Source organism: Actinopolymorpha sp. B11F2 (assembly GCF_040195635.1).
Classification (GTDB): domain Bacteria; phylum Actinomycetota; class Actinomycetes; order Propionibacteriales; family Actinopolymorphaceae; genus Thermasporomyces.
Window position 1 is genome coordinate 40504 of the sequence record NZ_JBEFTX010000013.1, and the last position, 21788, is coordinate 62291.

A 21788-nucleotide genomic window follows, 5' to 3' on the forward strand; every position below is an offset into this window, starting at 1 on the left:
GACGTAGCGTGAACATGGCCGGCGTGAGCGCAGGGGTGGTCGGGTGTTGACGAGTAGCGTGCGCCTGTTCCGCGTCAAGGGCGTCCCGGTAGGGATCAGCTGGACGTGGCTGGTGATCTTCGTGCTGGTGCTCTGGTCGCTGGCGGCGGTGTTGTTCCCGGACACATATCCGGATCTGTCCGGATCGGCACATCTCGCGATGGCAGCCGTCGCCACCGTGCTCTTCTTCGCCTCGATCCTGGCGCACGAACTCAGTCACACGCTCCAGTCGATGCGCGAGGGCGTACGAGTGCGGGAGATCACGCTGTGGCTGTTCGGTGGCGTCTCTCGGGCGGAGGAACCGCTGCCTGGTCCCGGTGCGGAGTTCCGGGTGGTGATCGCAGGGCCGATCGCGACCGCGGTCCTCGCGCTGGTGTTCGCGGGGCTCGCGGTGCTTGCGGATGTGACCGGACTTCCCGCGTCCGTGACAGGCGTACTCGACTATCTGGCGCTCATCAACACCTTGTTGCTCGTCTTCAACCTCGTGCCCGCGCTACCGCTCGACGGTGGACGGCTCCTGCACGCACTGCTGTGGTGGCGACAGGGGGACAGCGCGTCGGCCACGATCTCGGCTGCTGTGGGTGGGCGGATCTTCGCGGTGCTCCTGATCCTTCTCGGCCTGACCGGCCTGCTGGCTGGCGGGGGCGTAGGCGGTATCTGGTTCCTCCTGCTCGGCTGGTTCCTCCTGCTGGCCGTCCAGCAGGAGGTGGTCTCCGCTCGGCTGGAACATGCGTTCACCGGCCTGCGCGTCCGCGACCTGATGGCCCATGCCCCGGTGACGGTGGATCCCGGCCTCACCATCGCCGAGTTCAGTAAGGACATCGGGCGGTGGCCCGCACACGCTTCGTACCCCGTGGTGCGGCACGGCGACCTGGTTGGCCTGCTGTCCCTGTCGAGGGCTGCCGCCGTGCCCAAGCAGGAGCGACGCACGGTGCATGTCTCGGACGTGATGTTCGCCGGCCAGGACGTTCCCACAGTCCGGGCGGACGACCTGGTCGTCGACGCGGCACGCGCACTGCAGCGGGATCCAGGCCGGGCTCTCGTGGTCGACGGCGGCACCGGGCACGAACTCGTCGGGCTGTTGTCGGTCAGCGACCTGAACCGCGCACTGGAGGTCGCCCCGCTGCGGGAGCCTCGGCAGGACGCGGGCCCCGACAGGCCCTAGGGTGACGCGCCTTGGTCGGTTACCACCATGGTCGGGCGTTCGGCGTGGGCGAGCAGGTGCAGGCTGACGGATCCGAGGATGGCGGCGGGTAGCGGTCGGTGCCCTCGCGAGCCGATGACGAGAAGGTCTGCCACGGACGCCTCCTCGTCGAGGGCCACCGCGGGATGTCCCGCGATGACCTTGTGCTCGATCGGGACGGCAGGAAAGTCGATCTGGACGGGACCGATCGCCTCCTCGAGCTGACGGCCACCCTCGACCAGGTGATCGTCCGCTGGCCGGTAGATCTCCGTCCCGTAAGGCGGCGGCACGAACACCGCATGGACCGCGATGAGGTGGCAATCTCGGATCAGAGCCTCCTCGGCGGCCACCCGAAGGGCCTTTCGTGAGGCGCGTGAACCGTCGACTCCGACCACGATCGGAGCGTGCACCCGGTGCGCGGGGTAGTGGGCGGGGACCACCGTCACCGGGCACGCGGCGTGTGGGAAGCAGGCCAGGCTGGTCGACCCGAGGAGTAGTCCGGCGACACCGCTGCGGCCCCGAGCGCCCACCACGAGAATGTCGGCGGCCCGGGAGAGATCCGTCAGGACCTCCACGGGATCACCTTGTGCGACCCGCGGGACGATGGACACAGCACCACCGTGGAGGTCAGCCAGCTGTTGCTGCTGCATGCGCTCACACGCGTCGACGATTTCGCGTTCGGTCATGTGTCGGGTTCGGTCGGGAAGATGGCGGGGTCGCGACCGGTCCCATACCGTGACCGCTTCGACATCGGCCCCCCGGAGCAGCGCCTCGTTGCGTGCCCACCGAGCGGCGGCGAGGGAATTGGCCGACCCGTCCAGGCCCACGACGATTCGATTCGTCCGCTCCGATGTCATCCCCACCTCCTCCTTCGCGTCTGAGAGAGATCGAGTTCCTCACCTGGCCGGGCCTCACTCACCCGGGCGGCATCTGTGGGCGTCGGTGAGACCGCGCGGGTGTCAGGCGTACCTGCCAGGTTTCTCCGGGCGGCAGGGTTGCGGTCTTCTCGTCGAGTGCCACCGTGATCGGTGCCGCATCGGATGCCGGCAGCCCGACAGTGAGTTCTTCCTGCGTGCACCGCACGGTGACGCCCCAGTGCCCCCGGTATCGCAACGTCAGCTCGAGCGCGGCAAGCTCCCGTGGCAGTCGTGGGTCCAACCGGAGGACGTCGCCGCCGATCTCGAGTCCGGTGTAGCACCGTTGCACGAGGTCGACGCAGCCTGCCATCGCGCCGAGGTGGATACCTTCGGCCGTCGTCCCCCCGGGCGTGTCGGCGACGTCGCTCGCGAGCGCGTCGAGGAAGAACCGCCACGAGGCGTGCCGGTCGGTACGCGACAGCACCCAGGCGTGGACCACCGCACTGAGAGTGGAGCCATGCGACGTCCGGGCAAGGTAGTACTCGACCGTTCGCAGGATGTCGTCGGGCTTCAGCGAGTAGCCGAGGTCCGCCATGACGCGCGTCAACTCGTCCTTGCTCAGGAGGAAGAACAGCATCAGGACGTCGGCCTGTTTGGACACCTGGAAGAGCCGGACGTCGGAACCCTCGGACTCGAGGATCCGGTCGAGCCGCCGGATGTCGCCGTACTTCGCCCGGTAACCAGCCCAGTCGAACTCGGCCAACTGGCCGTACCCCTCGAACTGGCTGATGACGCCGCGCCCGTGGAAGTCGACGCGCATCCGGCGGGTCATGTCCTCGAACCTGCTCAGGTCGGCGTCGCTGAGTCCGAGGCGCTCGCGAAGCTCGTCTCGCCGATGCACCGGTATCAACCGGAGCGCCTCCAGGGCTCGACGCATCAGCCAGGCGACCATGACGTTGGTGTAGGCGTTGTTGTCGATTCCGGGGGTCGAGGACGCGGGATATCCGTCGTGGTACTCGTCGGGGCCCATCACACCGCGGATCTGGTAACGCTGGTCGCTGTCGTCGAACGTCGCCAGCGTGCTCCAGAAGAGTGCGATGTCCAGGAGCATCTCGGCGCCGTGACTGGAAAGGAACGCCAGGTCGCCGGTGGCCTGGTAGTAGAGCCAGACGTTGTGTGCCACGGCGATCCCGACATGCCGCTGGAGGTGGGAGTTGTCCGGGAGCCAGCGTCCCGAGCGTGGGTTCAGATGCCACTGTTGCGTTTCGTCCCGTCCGTCACTTCCGCTCTGCCACGGGTACATCGCTCCGCGGTAGCCCGCGGCCTCTGCCGCCCACCGCGCCTGCGGAAGTCGCCGCCAGCGGTACATGAGGAGCGCCCGGGCCACCTCCGGCAGTCGCAGTGTCAGGAACGGGAACACGAAGAGCTCGTCCCAGAAGACGTGCCCGCGGTACGCCTCGCCGGACAGTCCGCGCGCTGGAACGCCGACGTCCAGGTCGGTCGTGTGTGTCGACAACGTCTGCAGAATGTGGAAGGCGTACAGATCGAGAGTCTTCTGCGGCTCCTCGCCGATCGCGCGCGCGCCCGTGAGCGTGGTACGTCCGCTGCGCCGAATCTGTCTCCAGGCAAGGACGTGCTGGTCGAGGAGCTGAGCGAAGTCCCCCGCGTGACGGATCCGGGTGGTAGCCGCGAGGAGACTCTCGCCGATGGCGCGGTCGAGCGACGTGTGCAGTGCGATCGCCTTCTCGACGGTCACCGGCACTCCCGCCTTCAGGTCCAGGTCGAGGTCGACGCCGACCCAGGAGGCAGTGCAGTCGAGCCTGCGACTGATCGCGCCAGGAGCACGTATCCGCATCGCCTCGGCGACCCGGATCCGCGAGGACGCCGTCTGCATCTGCAACCAGGCAATCTCCTCCGCGTCGTGACCGGAGCTGACCGGTTCCAGATGCGCACCGGACAGGTCGCGGTAACGCTCGACCCCGCGGTTGGTGACCCGACCGTCGAGTGCTGCTCGTACGCACAGCCGACCAGACCAGTCCTCGGCCACGAACGTCGTCTCCAGAGCCGCCACGTGCGGGTCGGCCATGGACACGAGCCTGCGCTGGACGACCGACGTGGTCCTTCCGGCCGGGTCCACGAAACGCAGCCTTCTGGTCAGGGCGCCGCGCTCGAGATCCAGTTCATGACGGTTGCCCAGAAGTTCGGTGCCCGCCATGTCGAACCAGTCGCCCTGGTCGACGCGAAACGTCAACGCCAGCCAGTTGGGGACGTTGACGAGGTCCTCGTTCTCGAACGTACGGCCGGCCACGTGGGACTCGAGCCGGTCGTAGCAACCGGCGACGTAGGTTCCGGGGTAGTGCACTCCGTCGGCAGCCGACTCCGGCACCGCTCCACGAGTGGCGAAGTAACCGTTGCCGAGGGTGCACAAGGTCTCGCGAGCCCTTTCGGCGGCAGGATCGAACCCGTCGTAGATCACCGACCACTGGCTCACGCCAACCTCCCGGAACGACGCGGCAGGTGTCCAGTCAGAGCTGCACCCGGGTTCAGCGTTGTCCAGCCCAAAAGGCACGTGCAGGGCCTTCCGGCACACCTTCCAGGTGAGGAGGCCACTGGTTTTCCGTTGGAGGCGATCGACCCAGCGTCGGTACTTCTGCAACTAAGTCCGATTTGGCTCGACCTGCATGAGGGGACTGGCCCCCTGATTGAGTGCAATTCCCCCGCTTTCGCCCTTCCGGTGCCTCTGACATGGACACTCGGAGGTCGCACTATCGCTGCGATAGATGCTGTGTCAGAGTGGCCATGTGCCATCAGCGGGCGAGACCAGCAGGCGCGCCACCCTGAAGGTGATAGCCGAAGCCAGGCGGTTCCTTCTGGAATTGGACCAGAACCGAACGCCGGGTGGACAGCGCCCGCGACCCGCCGACCGGCGAGAGCTGATCGATCAGAGTCACGAGATGATCGACCGCACCCACGAACTCGTACGCGACTCGCGACGCCGCGTCGCGCGGCTCACAAAACCCGACTCCTAGTCCTTTGTCCCGCCTGGTGTGACCGACGTGGTGTGACCGGCACGTCGAGCCGTCCACGATCAGCTCCCCGGCCAGGGAGCGGGAGGCGTGGGCTGGCGGCCACCGACGATCTGGTCGACCTGGGTCGCGACGGCAGCCTGCCAGTCTGGGGGAACGACCGCGAAGACGCCGTTGTCCACGGCTCGAAGCGCATCGTCGGCGACCAGCGCGGGCGCGATTCCTTCGGGCGACATGCCGGTCGCGACCAGCGCTGGGCAGATCATGCTCACTCTCACTGGCGTGTCGGCAAGGGCCATGGCGGCGTGCTGGGCGACGGCGGTGACGGCGTGTTTGGACGGGCCGTATGCGCCGCCGCCGGGGAAGACGGCGAGTCCGGCCAGGGATGCGGTGATCAGTACGTGCGCCGGTGCGCGCGCGGCGAGCAACTGCGGGACGAACGCGCGTAGTCCGTTGACGACCCCACTGACGTTGACAGCGAAGACCCTGTCCCATTCCTCCGGCGGGACCTCCCAGGGCGCACCCAGCGACGGGCCCACCACACCGGCGTTGAGGCAGACGAGGCGTGCCTGAGGAGCTTGCGCGGCGAGAGCGTGCATGGCGGCCGGGTCGGAGACGTCGGTGACGATGCCGGTCGCGCTCAGTCGTGTCGCCGTCGTGGACAGCCCGTCCGCGTTGACGTCCGCCAGAACCAGACGCGCACCCCGGGCGTGGAGAGCCTCGGCCAGCGCCCGGCCGATCCCGCTCGCTGCCCCGGTGACGACCGCGGTCAGGGTGTCGGCGGTCATGCGTACCTCCAGTTGTCGAGCAGTCGTGGCGACGAAGGCGGCCGCTCACACCCGGTGCCTCGAGACGCCACCGTCGCACACGTCGCCGCGGCCGAGAGGCGGGAGGTGTCTGGTGTCCCTTCCCCAGTTTTGGCCCTCGACGGAGGGAGCTCAACAATCCGTACGCAGGAGCGCGTTGACGTCGGCGAAGTCCAGAGCGTCCGACAGCGCCGCGTACGTACCTGCCGAGAGGAGTTCCTGCGCACTCCGACGGACGACCGCGTAGGCAGCCTGCGCGATCGCCGAGCCGACGCTGATCCGGGCGACACCGAGGCCTGCCAGTTCGGCGATGGCCGGCGCGCCCGGTCCGGTCATCACGTTCACGGGGACGTCGATCCCGTCGACGAGGGCGGAGACGATCACCGGATCGGTGACGCCGGGGACGAAGATGCCGTCCGCGCCCGCGCCGACATACGCACGGGCGCGGTCCAGTGTCGAGGCGAGCCGGTCGCCCGCCTCGCCGACGGCGGACAGGTAGGTGTCGACGCGGGCGTTGATGAACAACGGCACCCCCTCGGCGTCAGCGGCCTGCCGTGCCACCGCGATCCGTTCGGACTGAGCGGCAACCGAGCGCAGCGGCCCGGGCCCGCCGTGGTCGGCGTCCTCGAGGTTGACGCCCACCGCCCCGGCCGCGAGTACGCCGCGAACCGTCTCGGCCACGTCTGCCGGCTTCTCGGCGTACCCACTCTCCACGTCGGCGGTGACCGGGGCTCGGACCGCCGCGACCACCCGGGCGATCAGGTCGAGCGCGCGGTCGCGGTCGAGGCGTTCACCATCCGGAACTCCGACGCCCCACGAGACGCCGGCGCTGGTCGTGGCCACAGCCGCCGCCCCGGTGTGCTCGACGAGACGTGCGCTGGCGACGTCCCAGGCGTTCGGCAGGACGAGCGGGCGGCCGCGCTCGTGGAGGGACCGGAAGTGGCGTGCAGTGTCGGCGGGTGTGTCGGTGGGTGTCATGTCGAGCAGTCAACCGACGTGGCTCTCGTCGGGCTGGCGGGAATCCGACCGGGTGGTCTCGGTGGACCATGATGTCGGATTCCTGCGCATCATCGGCACGGCCACGGGCTACGTTGGCCGGGTGCACGCCGACTTCGACCGCTGCGCACGTGCGGTGCGGTCCAAGGACGCCCGGTTCGACGGCTGGTTCTTCACCGCCGTGCTCACCACCGGGATCTACTGCCGCCCGAGCTGTCCGGTGGTGCCGCCCAAGATCGCGCACATGAGGTTCTATCCCAGCGCCGCCGCCGCACAGCAGAACGGCTTTCGTGCCTGCAAGCGCTGCCGGCCCGATGCGAGCCCAGGATCCCCGCAGTGGAACGCCCGCGCCGATGTTGTGGCGCGGGCGATGCGCCTGATCGCGGAAGGCGTCGTCGACCGTGACGGTGTACCCGGCCTCGCCGACCGGCTGGGATACAGCACCCGACATATCGAGCGGCAACTCCGTGCCGAGCTCGGCACCGGTCCGCTCGCGCTCGCCCGCGCCCAGCGTGCCCAGACCGCGCGGATCCTGATCGAGACCAGCACCGTGCCCATGGGCGACGTCGCGTTCGCGGCAGGTTTCGCGAGTATCCGCGCGTTCAACGACACCGTCCGGGAGGTCTTCGGTCTCACCCCGACCGAACTCCGGCGGCGCGCAGCGGGCGGGCGCCGGGGAGCCACGCCCGGACTGCTCTGCCTACGGCTGCCGTACCGGACGCCGTTGTGTCCCGACAACCTGTTCGGACACCTGGCGGCGACCGGGACGCCCGGCGTCGAGGAGCGGCGGGACGGCGCCTACCGCCGCACCCTGCGGCTTTCGCACGGCCATGGCGTCGTGTCGCTACGGCCGGGGGCCGATCACATCGGTTGCCGGTTGGCTTTGACCGATCTGCGTGACCTCTCGCTCGCGATCGCCAGGTGCCGGTGGCTGCTCGACCTCGACGCGGACCCGACGGCGGTCGACGAGACGTTGCGGGCCGATCCGGTGCTCGCACCCTGGGTCGACAAGAATCCTGGACGCCGGGTGCCGCGCACCGTCGACGGTGCCGAACTCGCCGTGCGGGCGGTGCTCGGTCAGCAGGTGTCGACCGCCGCCGCACGCACCCACGCGGGGCGGCTCGTCGCCGCCTACGGCGAGCCGGTCAGTGATTCCGGAGGCGGTCTGACACACCTGTTCCCGAGCGTCGAGGTGCTGGCGTCGATGGACCCCGCCGCGCTCGCGCTGCCGGCCAGCCGGCGTAGGACTCTCACGACGCTGGTGGCGGCTCTCGCCTCGGGCGCGCTCGACCTCGGCCACGGCAGCGACTGGCAGCGGGCCAGGGCTCACCTGGCTGCGCTGCCGGGCTTTGGGCCTTGGACGATCGAGACCATCGCGATGCGCGCGCTGGGCGACCCGGACGCCTTCGTACCCGGAGATCTGGGTGTACGCATTGCGGCCGGCACCCTCGGCCTGCCATTGACACCCGCCGCGCTCACCAGGCACGCCGCAGCGTGGCGCCCGTGGCGTTCGTACGCCGTGCAGTACCTCTGGGCGACCGGTGACCACGCGATCAATCGGCTGCCGTCTGGTGCGGTGGCGTGATCGCGGCATCCGTGCAGGGCCCGGGCCATGCTGGCGACCGCGGTCGCATTGGCGAGGGCCCTGGTCCCGAGACCGACGTCGCCGAGGACGTCCACGCGGGTGCCATCGTCAAGACATCGCTTCGAGATCGAGATGTGAACGCCGCATGGTGCACTGCGACATGTGGACGTTCTGAGGAGCAGTCATCGTGTCCGGTTGATGCGCTTGGCCGGGTCGTTGTCGTTCGCTGTCGTTGCCGTCCTGGCGGGCGCCGGCATGACCTCGTCGGCGGTGGCTCTGCCCCATCGTTACGCCGCCGACGGGTTCGGCGATTCGGCCACCTCGGAGGTCGCTCCGGTCGGCGGGTCTGCTGAGGCCAAGGTGACGGACCCGGTTCCGCTGCTCGAGCTTCGTACCGGCGGGGGTGCGGACGCCGGTTGGCTGTGGACGCTGTCGGCACGGGAAGCCGCGTCGGCGGTGACGCAGCACGGCATGGTGCAGCAGGACACCCGCCTGGGCTACCTCCGACGTCAGAAGTTCACCGGCTCGCACCCGATCTACCGGCTGCGGCTGATATCACGTTCGGCGTACCTGCTCACCGCCTCGCCCACGGAACGCTCCGCGCTCGTGGCGTCCGGGGACTTCGTCGACGAAGGCGTCCTCGGCTATGCGGCAAGCACCCGGCAGCCGGGCACGTCGGCGCTCTGGCGGATGTCCAACGGCACCGAGTGGCGGGTCGTACCTGAATCCCGGCGCGAGGAGTTCACCGGACGCGGCTACGCGACCGACGGTCCGCTCGGTTACGTACGTCCCACCTATCACCGGGTGGGTGCGATCTATTTCGCGACCTGGGACGCACACGGAAACCAGGGAATCATCGACAACTCCGAACTCGTCTACGGCCGACGAGACTGGTGGGGAGGCGTCAAGGACTTCGCCGGCCACGACACACCGCAACGCACCTGGCACTGGAGTGATGAGGACTGGTCAGACCTGAAGCCGTCGATCGGCTATTACGACGACTCTGACCCGGAGACGCTGGAGAGGCACGTCGCACAGGCGAAGGGCGCCGGGCTCGACCACTTCTCGTTCTACTGGTACTGGAACCCCGCCGGCGCGGGCGACGAGAACTATGTGACTGGACTGCGGGCTTTCCTGCAGGCACGCAACCGATCCGACATCGACTTCGCCGTCATGCCGTGCCTGCACCCCTGGGGCGACGGCTCGACATCTCTCCAGCTTCCAGCTGCCCAGATCGACAGGGCGGCGCACGTCCTTGTTGACGAGTACCTCGCTCAGCCGAACTACCTCCGCGCCAACGACGGTCGCCCCATCCTCGAGATCTGCGACACTCGCGGCATCGGATCAGGATCGGCGGAGGGCAGCGACCTTCCGGCGGTGCGGCAGTTCACCGATGCGGTCCGAGCCAGGGCAAAGGCCAAGCTGGGCGAGGATGTTCTCATCCTGAGGAACTCCGATCTCGGTCTCGATGACACCGCTGCCGGCATCGACGGCCAACAGTGCCAGGGACAGTTCGACTCCAGCCGGTCCTACCCGCGCTACGTCGACAACCAGCGGGCCTTCTTCGCAAGCAGGCCAGGCATCCTGGTCCGCTGCGCCACCTCCCACTTCGACGAGCGACCGAGGATCGCCATTCAGATACCCGACCCGCAGCCTGCCACGGACGAAAGTCTCGAGGCGGCGTTCCGGTGGTATCCGGACCAGTCCCTCGCCGAGTTCCGGCGCCTTCTCGGATTCGTTCAACAGGACATAGCGGAGTCCACGCGCCCACAGCTCGTCGACAACATGGTCCTGCTCTACGCCTGGAACGAATGGCACGAGGGAGGCTACGTCGAACCCAACGTGAAGGACGGCTGCGGCTACCTCAACGCGGCTCGCGCCGCATTCCAGTTGCGGGGTTCCGGATGCGTCACGAACCCGCCCTTGCCGACCGGCACTCCGTAGCGGGCGGGGCCTCTGGGGCACCCGGCGTCCCTGGCATCGTGTTCTGTCAGGTCGCTCACGATCTCCTCGAGGAACCCCGCCTGTGCTGAGAACGGGACTTCCTCCTCTGTCGAGAAGCCCTGTCATACTGATGGTGGCAACTCACGAGGAAAGTGCTTGGTATCCGGGAGCTCGGGTGGAAATCGGTCTGCTGGGTCCGCTCGAACTGCGCATCGGAGATCGTGTCGTTTCCCTGTCGAGGCGGTTGCGCTGCCTGCTCGGGGCACTGGCTCTGTCGGCAGGTCGCCCGGTCTCGGTCGAAGTTCTGGCTGACTACGTGTGGGGCGAGGACCTTCCGGTTCGTGTGCGGGGGAGTCTGGCCACGTACGTGCTGCGCTTGCGCCGGATCCTCGGCGACGATGCGATCGTCACGCTTCCGGACGCCTATGTGCTGGCGGTCCAGCCGAATCAGGTCGACGCCCTGCGCTTTCTCGACCTCGTGGACGCCGCCGCGAGAGTCGGCGACGAGGTGCGGGAGCGCAGGCTGCTGGCAGAGGCCCTGGACCTGTGGCGCGGCCCGGCACTCGAGGGGTTGGGTCCCGTGCTCGAGAGCACGGAGCGGCCGCGGCTCACAGAGCGGCGCCTGCTGGCATGGGAACGACGTATCGACCTCGACCTCGCGGCGGGCGATGCCGCTGTGTTGGTCGGTGAACTTCGTGAGCTGACCGTCCGCTACCCGTTGCGTGAGTCGTTCTGGGTACGCCTGATCAACGCTCTTCGTGCCTCCGACCGTCACGCGGAGGCCCTGGAATGCTACGAGGAATGCAGGAAGGCGCTCGCTGAGGAACTCGGCACCGATCCCGGCGCCGAACTGCAGCGCCTCTACGGTGACATGCTGAACGCGGGTGCGGGCGCATCTGAGGGCATGGCCATGCCCCAGCGGGCGGACACCTCGGCCGGCATGGAGGCGTCCGCGGCCACCGCGGCCACCGCGGCCACCGCGAACTCCGCGACCACCGCGACCGCCGAGGGCCTGTCCCCGCCCCGGTCGAAGGGCCCGCCCGAACGTCCTCGCCAGATCCCCGCGGACTCGACGCGGTTCGTCGGCCGTGAGCCGGAGCTGGCCCTCCTGGATGCATTGCTGGCCGAGCGTGTGTCCGCGTCGCGAGCGCCGACCTGCGTGGTGGCGATCGACGGGCCGGCCGGGGTGGGCAAGACGACACTAGCGGTGCACTGGGCACATGGGGTTGCCGACCGTTTTCCAGATGGTCAGCTCTTCCTCGACCTCCACGGATACTCCGCTGAGCGACCGGTCTCGCCATCGGCCGCACTGGCAGGGCTCCTGCGTACTCTCGGGGTCGCGGCGGGGGAGATCCCTGGCACTGTCGACGAGCGGGCGGCACTGCTGCGGACCAGGCTCGCCGGGCGCCGGATGCTGGTGGTGCTGGACAACGCCCGCAGTGCCGAGCAGGTACGCCCGCTGCTACCCGGCACCGGCTGTCTCGTCGTCGTGACCAGCCGCAACCAGCTCCGTGGGCTGGCGATCCGTGACTCGGCACATCGGGTGACCCTGCGACCGCTACCGTCCGACGAGGCCGCGGTCCTGCTGGGCACCGCCATCGGGCAGGAGCGGATCACGGCGGAGCACGACGCCGTACGCAGTTTGGTCGAGCTGTGCGGACGCTTTCCGCTCGCGGTCCTGATCGCTGGTGAGCGCGTCTCCCGTCACCCCGACCTGCCGCTCGCCGACCTGGTGGCAGAGCTGCGCGACCGGCAGCGCAGACTCGACGCTCTCGGCGACACAGACGATGTGGCGAACGACCTCCGAGCGGCTTTTCCTGGTCCTATGACGCGCTCGACGACGCCGTGGCGACAACGTTCCGCCGCCTCGGCCTGCACCCCACCGGCGAGGTCGGCCTGGCGGCCGCGGCCTCACTCCTCGGCGTGGATACCGATCACGCGGCCAGGTGGCTGGACCGGCTGGTGGCCGTGCACCTGGTCGAACATCGGGCTCGGGATACGTACCACCTTCATGATCTGGTGCACGCCTACGCTCGCGAATTGGCTGACCGGCACGACGGCGTGACCGAACGCCGTGACGCCATCCAGCGCGTTCTGGACTGGTACCTCCACTCCGCCGCCAGCGCCGCCGTACTCCTGCGTCCCGCGGTCCGCGGTCTGGTCGTCGACGAGGAGCGGAGCGCGGCCGGCGGCGAGGCGTTCGCCGACTACGACGACGCGCTGCGCTGGCTCGAGGCGCAGCGCCCCACGTTGTCGGCTGTCGTGTTGTACGCCCACGACCATGGCTGGCACGATCACGCGTGGAAGTTGGCCTGGCTGCTGAGCAACTTCCTCGCGCTGCGCAGTTACTACGACTGTTGGCTGATGACCGCCCGTACGGGGCGCGACTCGGCCCGGTGTCTCGACGATCCGGACGCCCGATACCGCTCGGCGAACAACCTCGGTCGGGTATACGGCACGCTCCAGGAGTTCGAGGAGTCCACCCGATATCTCCATGAGGCGTTGGAGATCTGCCGTACGATCGGCGACACCGACGGTGAGTGGGCCATCCTTGGAAACCTCGGTGTCAACGCGTGGGACAACGGCGACTTCGCCGCCTCGATCGACTATCACGAACAGGCACTCGCGGCGTCCGAACGAGCTGAGCGGCCGGAAGGCCGGGCGACAGCCGTCTACAACCTGGCCACGAGCTATGCGGCGCTGTGCGACTACGGCCGGGCCGCTGAGTACGCCGGCGAGGCGGAGGCGTCGTTCGAGTCGATCGGCGAGCATCGGAGAGCGGCGAACGCCACCGCGACCCTCGCCGAAATCCATCAGCTGCGAGGCGCTCACACCGAGGCGCTGGACTGCGGCCGCCAGGCCCTGACCCGGCTCCGACAACTCAGGGACGACTACGCGATCGCGGATCTGCTGACCGCGCTCGGCCGAGCCCACCTGGCACGTGGTGAACTCCAGGCCGCTCGCCAGATGTGGGATGAAGCGCATGCCATCTTCGCTCGGCTCGATCATCGGCGTACGCACGAGGTCAGCACCTTGCTCGCCGACCTCGCCTCGGCGTGATTCGCCCGTCAACGGCGACAAACTGGACCAGGTTCCTTGCACGACAAGGGGCTTCGCTGTCGTATCGATCACGACAACTCTGTCGCTCTGACAGGTCGTCGGCATCGGTATGGCATCGCCGTGCGTCCATCATCGGCAATGCTGCTTGTCGAAACATTGGCGATCTACCACGCGCGAGAAGGAGCCTGACGGTGAGTGAAGTGGAAACGCGAAAGTACACGGGAGCCTTCGGAATTGTTGCCAGCCTGCTCATCATCGTGCAGGTGCCGCTGTACTTCATCTACCCGGCGGCACCGCCGGACTGGAACATCCTCACCCGGAGCCTGGTCGGCATCACCGGTTGCACGCTCTTCCTGGTGTTCTTCAGCGGGGTTCGCCAGATCGTGCGCCAGGCCGATGCCGGCTTTGAATGGGTCGGCTCCGTTGCACAGGTCGCTGGCCTGGTGTGGGTGGCAATGGTCTTCGTACCGCAGTCGATGGAGGTCGGCGCCGCGATCTCGGTGGACCGTGACATCGATACGACCACGGAAGGCCCTTTCGCGGCGGCGCAGTATCTCATGCAGGGTGGCATCTCCAGGCTCCTCATGGCACTCTTCGCCATCGCGTTCGGATTCGCGGTACTTCGGCTCGGGCTGTTGCCGAAATGGGTGGGCCGCACGGCGTATGTGCTCGCGGCGGTCAACCTGGCTTTTCTTCCCGCCGTCTACTTCGGTGACGATGCCGCCGACTTCTACAGCGCGCAGGGCTGGGGGACCACGGCGAGCATGGGCGCCCTGTGGAGCATCTGGACGCTTGCCGTGAGCATCAGCATCGCGAGGAGCGCGGGTCGAGTCGAGGCGGCAACGATCACGGGAGCCGAGCGCGAACATGCAGAGCATGCCACCGCGTAGGGAGACTCTCACCTACCTGAATGCCTGATACCTACCGCCGCTGACCAACCGGTGGAGGACGGCAGCGGAAGTCGTTTGTTGCCGCTTCCCGCCGCCGCTAACATGACGCGCCATGAACTCCTAGTCACGGTCCAGAGCCGACCCGACTCGCAGATGGGCTGTGCCCTCTCTTTGCGTGGGAGTTCAACGTCATGCGACCGACCTGGTGGGGGCGACCGCGGCACGATCGCGGGCGTGCGCTGACCGGCAGCAGGCTCGTCACCCTGTTCCTCTGCTGGATCGGCGCCCGCGCCGTGCTCCACAACGGCTGGTGGCTCGTCGTGAGCCTCTACATGGTCCTGGACGCAGGGCTGTCCCCCGCGCAGCTTCTGGCGATCGCCGCGGCCCAGGGCGTGGCGTCGATGATCTTCGAACTTCCCGCCGGGGTAGTGGCGGATACCGTCAGCCGCAAGCGGGCGATCGTGGTGGCGCACGCCCTCATGGGTACGGCGATGATCACGACCGGATTGTTCCCAGACTTCATTCCCCTGATGTTGTCGCAGATGCTCTGGGGCATCTCCTGGACATTCTCCAGTGGGGCGGACGTCGCCTGGATCACCGATGAACTCGACCAACCCACGAAGATCCACCTGGTTCTGACCCGACAGGCGCGCTGGCAACTCATCGGCGCGGCCGTCGGCATCATTGTGGTAGGCGGCCTGGCGTCGGTTGCCGGACGCCAGATCGCCATTGTCATGGCGGGGGCAGCGATGCTTGTCCTGGGAGCTTTTGTCGCGGCGACCTTTCCGGAGCGGAATTTCGCTCCCGTCCGTACCAGGCGCTGGCAGGCGTCGATGGCAGTCGCCCGCCGAGGTGTGGGCCTGGCGGTGCGGGATCGAACCATCCTCGTTCTCGTGGTGGTGACCGTTCTGGTCAACGGCGCCGCCGATTCGTTCGGGCGGATCTATCCCGTCCAGCTGGCCGACCTCGGCTTTCCCTCCGGGAGTTCGGGAACCGCGTGGTTCACCACGCTGGGGATCGGCGGGCTGCTCACCGGGGCCCTCTCGCTCTACGCGGTGGAGCGCCGTATCCACAGTGAGCATGGTGCCCGCGGAGCAATGGTTCTGGCGTGCTCGGCGGGTGTGTTCAGTCTTGGCCTGCTGGGGCTTGCGCCCAATCTTTCGCTCGCCGTCGCAGCCGTTCTTGCCGCCTCTGGCATCGCCATGCCCCTGGTCCGAACGGTGACGACGATCTGGGTGAACCGTCGCACTTCGAGCGACGTGCGGGCCACCGTGCATTCGTTCCTTGCACAGGCGGAGTATGTGGGAGAAATCATCTGCGCCTCGATCCTCGCGGCGGTCTCCGGGCCTACCGGCGCGTCCGGTGCGATCACGCTGGCAGCAGGCCTGTTCGCCGTCAGCGTCGCGGTGATTGTGGGCCGCCGTCCACGCAGGAAGGGCGCGCCGCGACGCCACTGCTAGCCTGCCGGGCATGGGGCCTGCAGACCGACAACCTGGTGAGCTCACCGAAGAAGACCGTCGTTTCCTACGCCGCTGCGTCGCTCTCGCGCGGGAGTCTCTGGAGGCCGGCGACGAGCCGTTCGGCTCACTCCTCGTCGACGACGAGGGAGTCGAACGGTTCTCGGATCGGAACCGGGTCAAGGACGGCGATGCCACTCGCCATCCGGAGTTCGAGATCGCGCGCTGGGCGGCGGCGAACCTGTCACCTCGGCAGAGGCGTGGGAGCGTCGTGTACACCTCCGGTGAGCATTGCCCGATGTGCAGCGCCGCCCACGCCTGGGTCGGACTCGGACGGATCGTCTACGCCTCCAGTTCCGAACAACTAGTCGCCTGGCGACGGGGCTGGGGCGCGGCACCCGCGCCCGTGAGCGCCCTCCCGATCAACGCGGTCGCCCCCGACGTCGAGGTAGCCGGACCGGACCCGCTGCTCGCCGACGAGGTGCGCGCCCTGCACGCGAAGATGCTGGGCGTCGCCGAAACCTGATGCCCGTTGCCGGTTCGCGACCCGATCTCACTGTGATGCCGGGGCAATGTCACACCATGGTGTTCGGCACGCAGGTGGTGTCGCCGCCGAGGTCGTACGGATGAGTTGCTCTAGCCTGGCAGCATGCCTTCTGGACACGGCGCTTTCGCCGGCTGGCTACGTACCCATGTCACTCGGCTGGATGCCCTTGACCCCAACGACCCGCTGGACGATCTCGAGCCGCTGCGCGAGCTGGTCGGCGACGCCCAGGTGGTCGCGGTCGGTGAGAGTGCGCACTTCATCAGTGAGTTCACCTGTGCACGGCAGCGAATCGTGCGTTTCCTTGTCGAACGTTGTGGCTTCTCCGCCTTCGCTTTCGAGTTCGGTTTCAGCGAGGCGTTCGGCGTCGACCGGTGGGTGCAAGGCGAGGGAGCCGAGGCCGACCTGTCGCGGGTGAGCGAGGCGGCAAGCGCCTGGGGAGCTGGAAACCTGATGCGCTTCCTGCGTGACCTGAGCACCCGCAAGGGCCATCCGGTGCGTTTCCTCGGAATCGACATTCCCGAGGCCGGCGGTTCGTTGTTGCCTGCCCTGCTGCCGGTCGCTGACTATCTGCGTGACGTCGACGTCGAGATCGTGCCGTTGGTCGAATCCGCCATCGCGACCGCGGAACGGTTCGCCGGCAGGTCCGGCGCCTCGGCGGCACCAGCCTGGGCGAAGCTCGAGCCTGCCGAGCAGGACGGCCTCACCGCGGCCCTGACCCGGCTGCTGCTGCGGTTCCGGGCGCTGCGACCGTTGTATGTCGAACGCAGCAACCCCTACGACTACGACGTCGCGCTGCACCGGCTCGAAGCGGCCGGGCATGCCGAGTACATGCTGCGTGCGATGTCCGGACTGTTCGCCGGCACGGGACTGCGGGGCGACCTGTCGATCAGGGACCGCTACATGGCCGAGTCGATCCGCTGGCACCTGGACCACTCCGAGCCCGGCACCCGGATCGTGCTTGCCGCGCACAACAACCACATCCAGAAGATGCCCGTGGCCTACGGTGGCGTGCTGACCACACTGCCGATGGGACAACACCTCGACCGGATGCTCGGCACGAACTACCTGGCGCTCGCGGTCACGAGCACCGCCGAGCACACCCCGGACATGCGACTGGACGCGACGTCAGCGGTCGGATTCACCGTCGTCGACATGCCGCTCGAGGTCCCTCCGCCAGGCAGCATCGAGGCGGCCGCGCTGGACGCAGGCGTCCACCTCGGTCTTGCCGACCTCAGGCAGGCGCCTGCCGATGTGGTCCGGGGACTGGACCGCATCCGCAGCCAGAGCGCATACCTGCATACACCGGTGGCGGAGGCATTCGACGGCGTACTGGTGATTCCCACTGTCACCATCGAGGAAGACCTGGGAATCTGACCCGGAAAGCCGGGCGCAGCCCGCGCTGCCGGGCGAAAGCGGCCACCCCCTCGAGGGATCGCATGGGTTCGGCCGTATTCGGCCCTTGAAGGGTAGGTCCGCTGGGTCGATCATCGAGCGGACAGGACAGCGTCGTCGGTGCACAGGTCACCGCGCACACGCCTGTCCACGACCGCGATGCGTCCGTCTGGAGGCGACGCGAATGACGACGTCTGATCCGAGAGCCAACCATCACATGAGCCGCCGGCTCCTCCTCACGGGAGCGGGCAGCGCCGCGCTGCTCGCCACGAGCGGGTGCGACCCGCTGGCGACCGATCCGGACGCTGACGACCAGGGCGGTAAGCCCGGTCCAGACGGCGCGTAGGAAGCCCCGATGCTCGCTCGCCGCGTCGCGGCCGGCGACCTTCCTCCGCTGCGGAAGCGACTTCCCGCAAAACCGCTCGTCGTGCGGCCGCTGAAGAGTGCCGGCCGCTACGGCGGAACCCTGCGGGGCACCTCTCTCGCCCCGGCGACGACCAGCGACCTGCAGACGACGATGGTGCCGAGCCTTTTCCGGTTCTCAGCCGACCTGGCCGAGCGCGCACCCGAAGTCGCCGAGTCCTTCGAGTTCAACGCGGACTTCACGACCTGCGTCATCACGTTGCGGGAGGGCCTGCGCTGGTCGGATGGCGAGCAGTTCACGGCCGACGATGTGCTCTTCTATTTCGACGACTGGCAGTTCGACGAGGACCTCTCCCCGATCACCGCACCGCAGTGGGTCCGTGACGGTGAACGGATGCGGGTGTCCAAGACGGGCGACTACTCCGTGCGTTTCGACTTCGCTCTTCCCACTCCGTCGTTCGCGTTGCTGAACTACACCGGCGCTCCCGCCGAACCCTATGTTCCGGCACACTTTCTCCAGAAGTATCACCCGAAGTACAACCCCGCCGCGGCGAAGGAGGCCAAGGCGGCGGGATATGGAAACTGGCAGGACCAGTTCAGCTACTTCGCGGCCGCCCACTACGGAGTGCAGGCACCGGAGCGGCCGGTGTTGGATCCGTGGATGCCGGTCGAGATGAGTGACCAACGGCAGCGCTACGAACGCAATCCGTACTACTGGAAGGTCGACCTGGACGGCCGGCAGCTTCCGTACATCGACGAGGTCGTCATCGACTACGTGGGCGACATCGAAGTGACGAATCTGCGGGCGATCTCGGGCGACGTCAGCGTCGCCGGTCTCGATCTCACCGTACGCAACTATCCCGTCATCAAGAGGGGTGAGGAGGAGGGCAACTACCGGGCTGCCCTGCTCACCAGCGAGCGGGGCGCCGACGTGGCCCTGGCACTGAACCAGGAGCACAAGGATCGGGCACTCCGGGAGATCTTCCGTGACGTGCGGTTCCGCCAGGCGCTCTCGGCCGCCATCAACCGTGAAGAGATCAACAACCTTGTCTTCCTCCGTCGCGGAACCCCACGTCAGGCCACCATCAACGAACAGGCGACCTTCTTTCGCCAGGAGTGGGCCGACCACTTCGCGGAATATGATCCCGACCTCGCCAACGACCTCCTCGACCAAGTGGGCCTCCGCAGCCGCGACCCCGACGGTATCCGGCTGCGCCCCGACGGGAGGCGCCTGTCGTTCCAGTTGGAGTTCCTGCCGCACGAGGGGCCGAAGACCGAGGTTGCCGAACTCGTGGTGAACCACTGGCGCGACGTCGGCCTGAACGTGTCCGCCCAGCCACGAGACCGCAACTACCTTCTCACCCGGCTCGAAGCCGGCGGCCATGATGCCAGCGCATGGCACGTCGACCGCCAGCTCGAACGAGCCGCGTACGCCTACGGTGCCTACTCGTCGAAGCTGGGGCCGGGTGGGGACTCCGCGATCCTGTACGCGAACGGTTGGCGCACCTGGTTGCGGTCAGGCGGTGCCAGCGGTGTCGAACCTCCCGAGGAGGCCAAGGAACTGGACCAAGCACTGCACGAGTGGCAGCTGTACGAGATGGGCACACCTGAGTACGACGAGCTCGCTCGAAGAATTCACGACCTCATTGCCCAGACCCTCTGGGTGATCGGCGTCGTCGGCCAGGCCCCCTCGCCCGTGGTCGTCTCCAATGATCTGCAGAACGTACTCCCCGACAGCGTCTTCGCCGGCGAGGAGACACGGTGGTGGGGAGCGGCGAACTGGTTCTGGCATCCGCACCGCGCGGAGCAATGGTTCTTCACGACCTGAACTCCGGCCGGCCGCAGCCCGCTAGCCACCGGCCCGATTCCGGTGTTCTTGAGGGTGACGCCAACGTTCACCGCTCCCGACATGCCTTCCGGGCCCTGGCCGGTCCGCAGCCCGGTCAGGTGTCGTACTGGTCGAGAAGCTCCACGACCGCGGTATGTCCGTGCGCGAGGGCGATGTCGCGCAGCCCACGTCCCTCGGAGTCGCGGACCGAGCGGTCGGCACCGCGCTCGACCAGGAGTCGGGCGGCATCGACCTTGCCGTGGGCGGCGGCGTACGCGAGCGGCGTCCACGACAGGTCGAACGACGGCCTGCCGTCTCCGGGGATGAACTCGCCGAGCGCCCGGTCCAGCGCCGGTGGGTCGTCCGCGAGGAGTTCGGTGACGCGGTCCAGTCGGTCGAAGGCGATCGCGTCGATGATGTCGACCGGCCCGTCGAGGATCAGATCGCGGATCTCGGTGTGGCCGGCATAGTCGGCCCAACCGACGGGCGTGGCGAGATACTTCTCCTCGCGTACGGTACGGCTCGCGCCGTGCCGGAGCAGGACGCGTACCGCCGGTAGGTTGCCCTGGAACGCGGCGGCGTGGAGAGCGGTGTAGCCGTGCGTACCGTCGACGGCGGTCTGCGGACTGTCACGGACGTCCACCGAGGCGCCACGCCGGATCAACGCATCGATGACCTCGCCGGACGCGCGCACGCTGGCCCGGAGGACGAGTCTCTCCCAGCGGCCTCCTGGTCGCAGGCAGCCCGGGTCCTCGCGCAGCAGTCGATCGACGTCGGTCACCCGGCCGAGCCCGACCGCGGCGGGCAACCGGACCACCGCGCCACGCGCGACCAGCAGGTCCGCGAGGTCCCGGGCACCGCTCAGCGCGGCCTGGTCGAGCGGCGTCAGCCCGGCCGCGTCCTCGGCCTCCGGGTCGGCGCCGAGGTCGAGCAGGGTGGTGAGTGCCCTGGCCTGTCCTTTGGCGACGGCAAGGTGCAACGGTCGGCGGTGGTGGTTCGTCGCGTCCATCGGACGTTCGAGGTCGGCGGGATCGCGGGCCACCAGGTCCCGGACGGCGTCGGTGTCGCCCATGGCGACGGCGGTGTGGATGGTGTGCCGTGCCCCGTGCGCGAGGAGGTAGCCGGCGACATCCGGGTGGTACGCGTAGTCGAAGCACGTCGCCCAGCCCAGGGCAGTGAGCTCGTGGTGCGTGCCCTCACCGGTGGGGTCGGCGCCATTCTCGACAAGCAGTCGTACGACGTCGAGGTCGCCGCGCTCGGCGGCGAAGTGCAGTGCCGTGGCGTTGTCTCCCTCGTCCCGGACGTCGGGGTCGGCGCCGTGTTCGAGCAGCAGCCTGACGACCGGCTCGTGGGCGACCCCGAAATGGAGTGCCGTACGCAGGCCGGACTGACCCAGGGCACCGCGCTCGTCGACGAGGTCAGGGTGGGTGTCGAGGATCTGACCGACCAGTTCGACGTCGCCCTTACCGGCCGCGAGGAGCAGTGCGGGTACGACGTCGGCCTTGCCGGCCGCTGGTCGGTCACCGTGTCGGCGGGACAGTTCGGCCGTCAGCTCCGCCCAGCCGGGGAATCCGTACTCGCGGGCGATCGCCTGTTGCACGTGGCGCAGCCCGGGGTGGGCGGGGGCGTGGGGGTGGGCCCGGACGAATCGGGCACGGGCGTCTGGGTCGTTCGCGCGGAGCGTCCTGAGCCAGCGTTTCGCCTCCCTCTTCAGGCTGGCGAGGGAGCTTCGGGACGTGAGGTTCCTGGTCATGGAAACCTTCCTCCAGGTACGTGCCTGAAGTCCGCTGAGTCAGGCGAAGAAGAAGGTTCGGA

At 68.2% G+C, this 21788-nt stretch carries 17 protein-coding genes; 11 read left to right on the forward strand and 6 right to left on the reverse strand.

Annotated elements, in window-relative coordinates:
- Positions 1-43: 43 nt before the first annotated feature.
- Positions 44-1204 carry a site-2 protease family protein gene (locus ABN034_RS22170; protein ID WP_349692923.1) on the forward strand — a complete coding sequence of 387 codons (1161 nt, stop codon included), beginning with the start codon at positions 44-46 and terminating at the stop codon, positions 1202-1204.
- On the opposite strand, the gene ABN034_RS22175 is transcribed toward ABN034_RS22170, so the two are convergent.
- The 5 genes from ABN034_RS22175 to ABN034_RS22195 form a co-directional block, all read right to left on the reverse strand.
- Positions 1201-2079 (reverse strand): universal stress protein, encoded by an 879-nt coding sequence (locus ABN034_RS22175; protein ID WP_349692924.1) that lies wholly within the window; start codon positions 2077-2079, stop codon positions 1201-1203. The two genes, ABN034_RS22170 and ABN034_RS22175, sit on opposite strands and share 4 nt — an antisense overlap.
- A gap of 58 nt (positions 2080-2137) precedes the next feature.
- On the reverse strand, positions 2138-4570 hold the full coding sequence (locus tag ABN034_RS22180; protein WP_349692925.1) for a glycoside hydrolase family 65 protein: 2433 nt from the start codon (positions 4568-4570) through the stop codon (positions 2138-2140).
- A 316-nt stretch (positions 4571-4886) separates the two neighbouring features.
- On the reverse strand, positions 4887-5030 hold the full coding sequence (locus tag ABN034_RS22185) for a hypothetical protein (protein WP_349692926.1): 144 nt from the start codon (positions 5028-5030) through the stop codon (positions 4887-4889).
- Between the two features lie 137 nt (positions 5031-5167).
- Positions 5168-5893 carry an SDR family NAD(P)-dependent oxidoreductase gene (locus ABN034_RS22190; RefSeq protein ID WP_349692927.1) on the reverse strand — a complete coding sequence of 242 codons (726 nt, stop codon included), beginning with the start codon at positions 5891-5893 and terminating at the stop codon, positions 5168-5170.
- Between the two features lie 150 nt (positions 5894-6043).
- Entirely contained in the window at positions 6044-6889 is an 846-nt protein-coding gene (locus tag ABN034_RS22195) for an isocitrate lyase/PEP mutase family protein (protein WP_349692928.1), read from the reverse strand.
- Here ABN034_RS22195 and ABN034_RS22200 point away from each other — a divergent pair.
- The 10 genes from ABN034_RS22200 (at position 6888) to ABN034_RS22245 (ending at position 19973) form a co-directional block, all read left to right on the forward strand.
- Positions 6888-8492: an AlkA N-terminal domain-containing protein gene (locus tag ABN034_RS22200; RefSeq protein WP_349692929.1), complete on the forward strand. Its 1605-nt coding sequence runs from the start codon at positions 6888-6890 to the stop codon at positions 8490-8492. The genes ABN034_RS22195 and ABN034_RS22200 overlap by 2 nt on opposite strands.
- A 198-nt stretch (positions 8493-8690) precedes the next feature.
- Complete coding sequence (locus ABN034_RS22205; protein ID WP_349693086.1) at positions 8691-10436, forward strand: glycoside hydrolase family 99-like domain-containing protein; 1746 nt, start codon at positions 8691-8693, stop codon at positions 10434-10436.
- A gap of 175 nt (positions 10437-10611) precedes the next feature.
- Positions 10612-12501, forward strand: a complete 1890-nt coding sequence (locus tag ABN034_RS22210; protein WP_349692930.1) for an AfsR/SARP family transcriptional regulator — start codon at positions 10612-10614, stop codon at positions 12499-12501.
- Complete coding sequence (locus ABN034_RS22215; RefSeq protein WP_349692931.1) at positions 12477-13496, forward strand: tetratricopeptide repeat protein; 1020 nt, start codon at positions 12477-12479, stop codon at positions 13494-13496. The genes ABN034_RS22210 and ABN034_RS22215 overlap by 25 nt, the downstream gene beginning before the upstream one ends.
- A gap of 191 nt (positions 13497-13687) precedes the next feature.
- A complete protein-coding gene (locus tag ABN034_RS22220) occupies positions 13688-14386 on the forward strand; it encodes a hypothetical protein (protein ID WP_349692932.1) in 699 nt (232 codons plus the stop codon).
- A 191-nt stretch (positions 14387-14577) separates the two neighbouring features.
- Positions 14578-15846 carry an MFS transporter gene (locus tag ABN034_RS22225; protein ID WP_349692933.1) on the forward strand — a complete coding sequence of 423 codons (1269 nt, stop codon included), beginning with the start codon at positions 14578-14580 and terminating at the stop codon, positions 15844-15846.
- Positions 15847-15856: 10 nt separating this feature from the next.
- Positions 15857-16369, forward strand: coding sequence for a nucleoside deaminase (locus ABN034_RS22230; protein WP_349692934.1), 513 nt, complete (start codon positions 15857-15859; stop codon positions 16367-16369).
- 123 nt (positions 16370-16492) lie between these two features.
- On the forward strand, positions 16493-17764 hold the full coding sequence (locus ABN034_RS22235) for an erythromycin esterase family protein (protein WP_349692935.1): 1272 nt from the start codon (positions 16493-16495) through the stop codon (positions 17762-17764).
- Between the two features lie 202 nt (positions 17765-17966).
- Complete coding sequence (locus ABN034_RS22240) at positions 17967-18128, forward strand: hypothetical protein (RefSeq protein WP_349692936.1); 162 nt, start codon at positions 17967-17969, stop codon at positions 18126-18128.
- A 9-nt stretch (positions 18129-18137) separates the two neighbouring features.
- Positions 18138-19973, forward strand: a complete 1836-nt coding sequence (locus tag ABN034_RS22245; RefSeq protein ID WP_349692937.1) for an ABC transporter substrate-binding protein — start codon at positions 18138-18140, stop codon at positions 19971-19973.
- Between the two features lie 115 nt (positions 19974-20088).
- On the opposite strand, the gene ABN034_RS22250 is transcribed toward ABN034_RS22245, so the two are convergent.
- Complete coding sequence (locus ABN034_RS22250) at positions 20089-21726, reverse strand: ankyrin repeat domain-containing protein (protein WP_349692938.1); 1638 nt, start codon at positions 21724-21726, stop codon at positions 20089-20091.
- Positions 21727-21788: the final 62 nt, after the last annotated feature.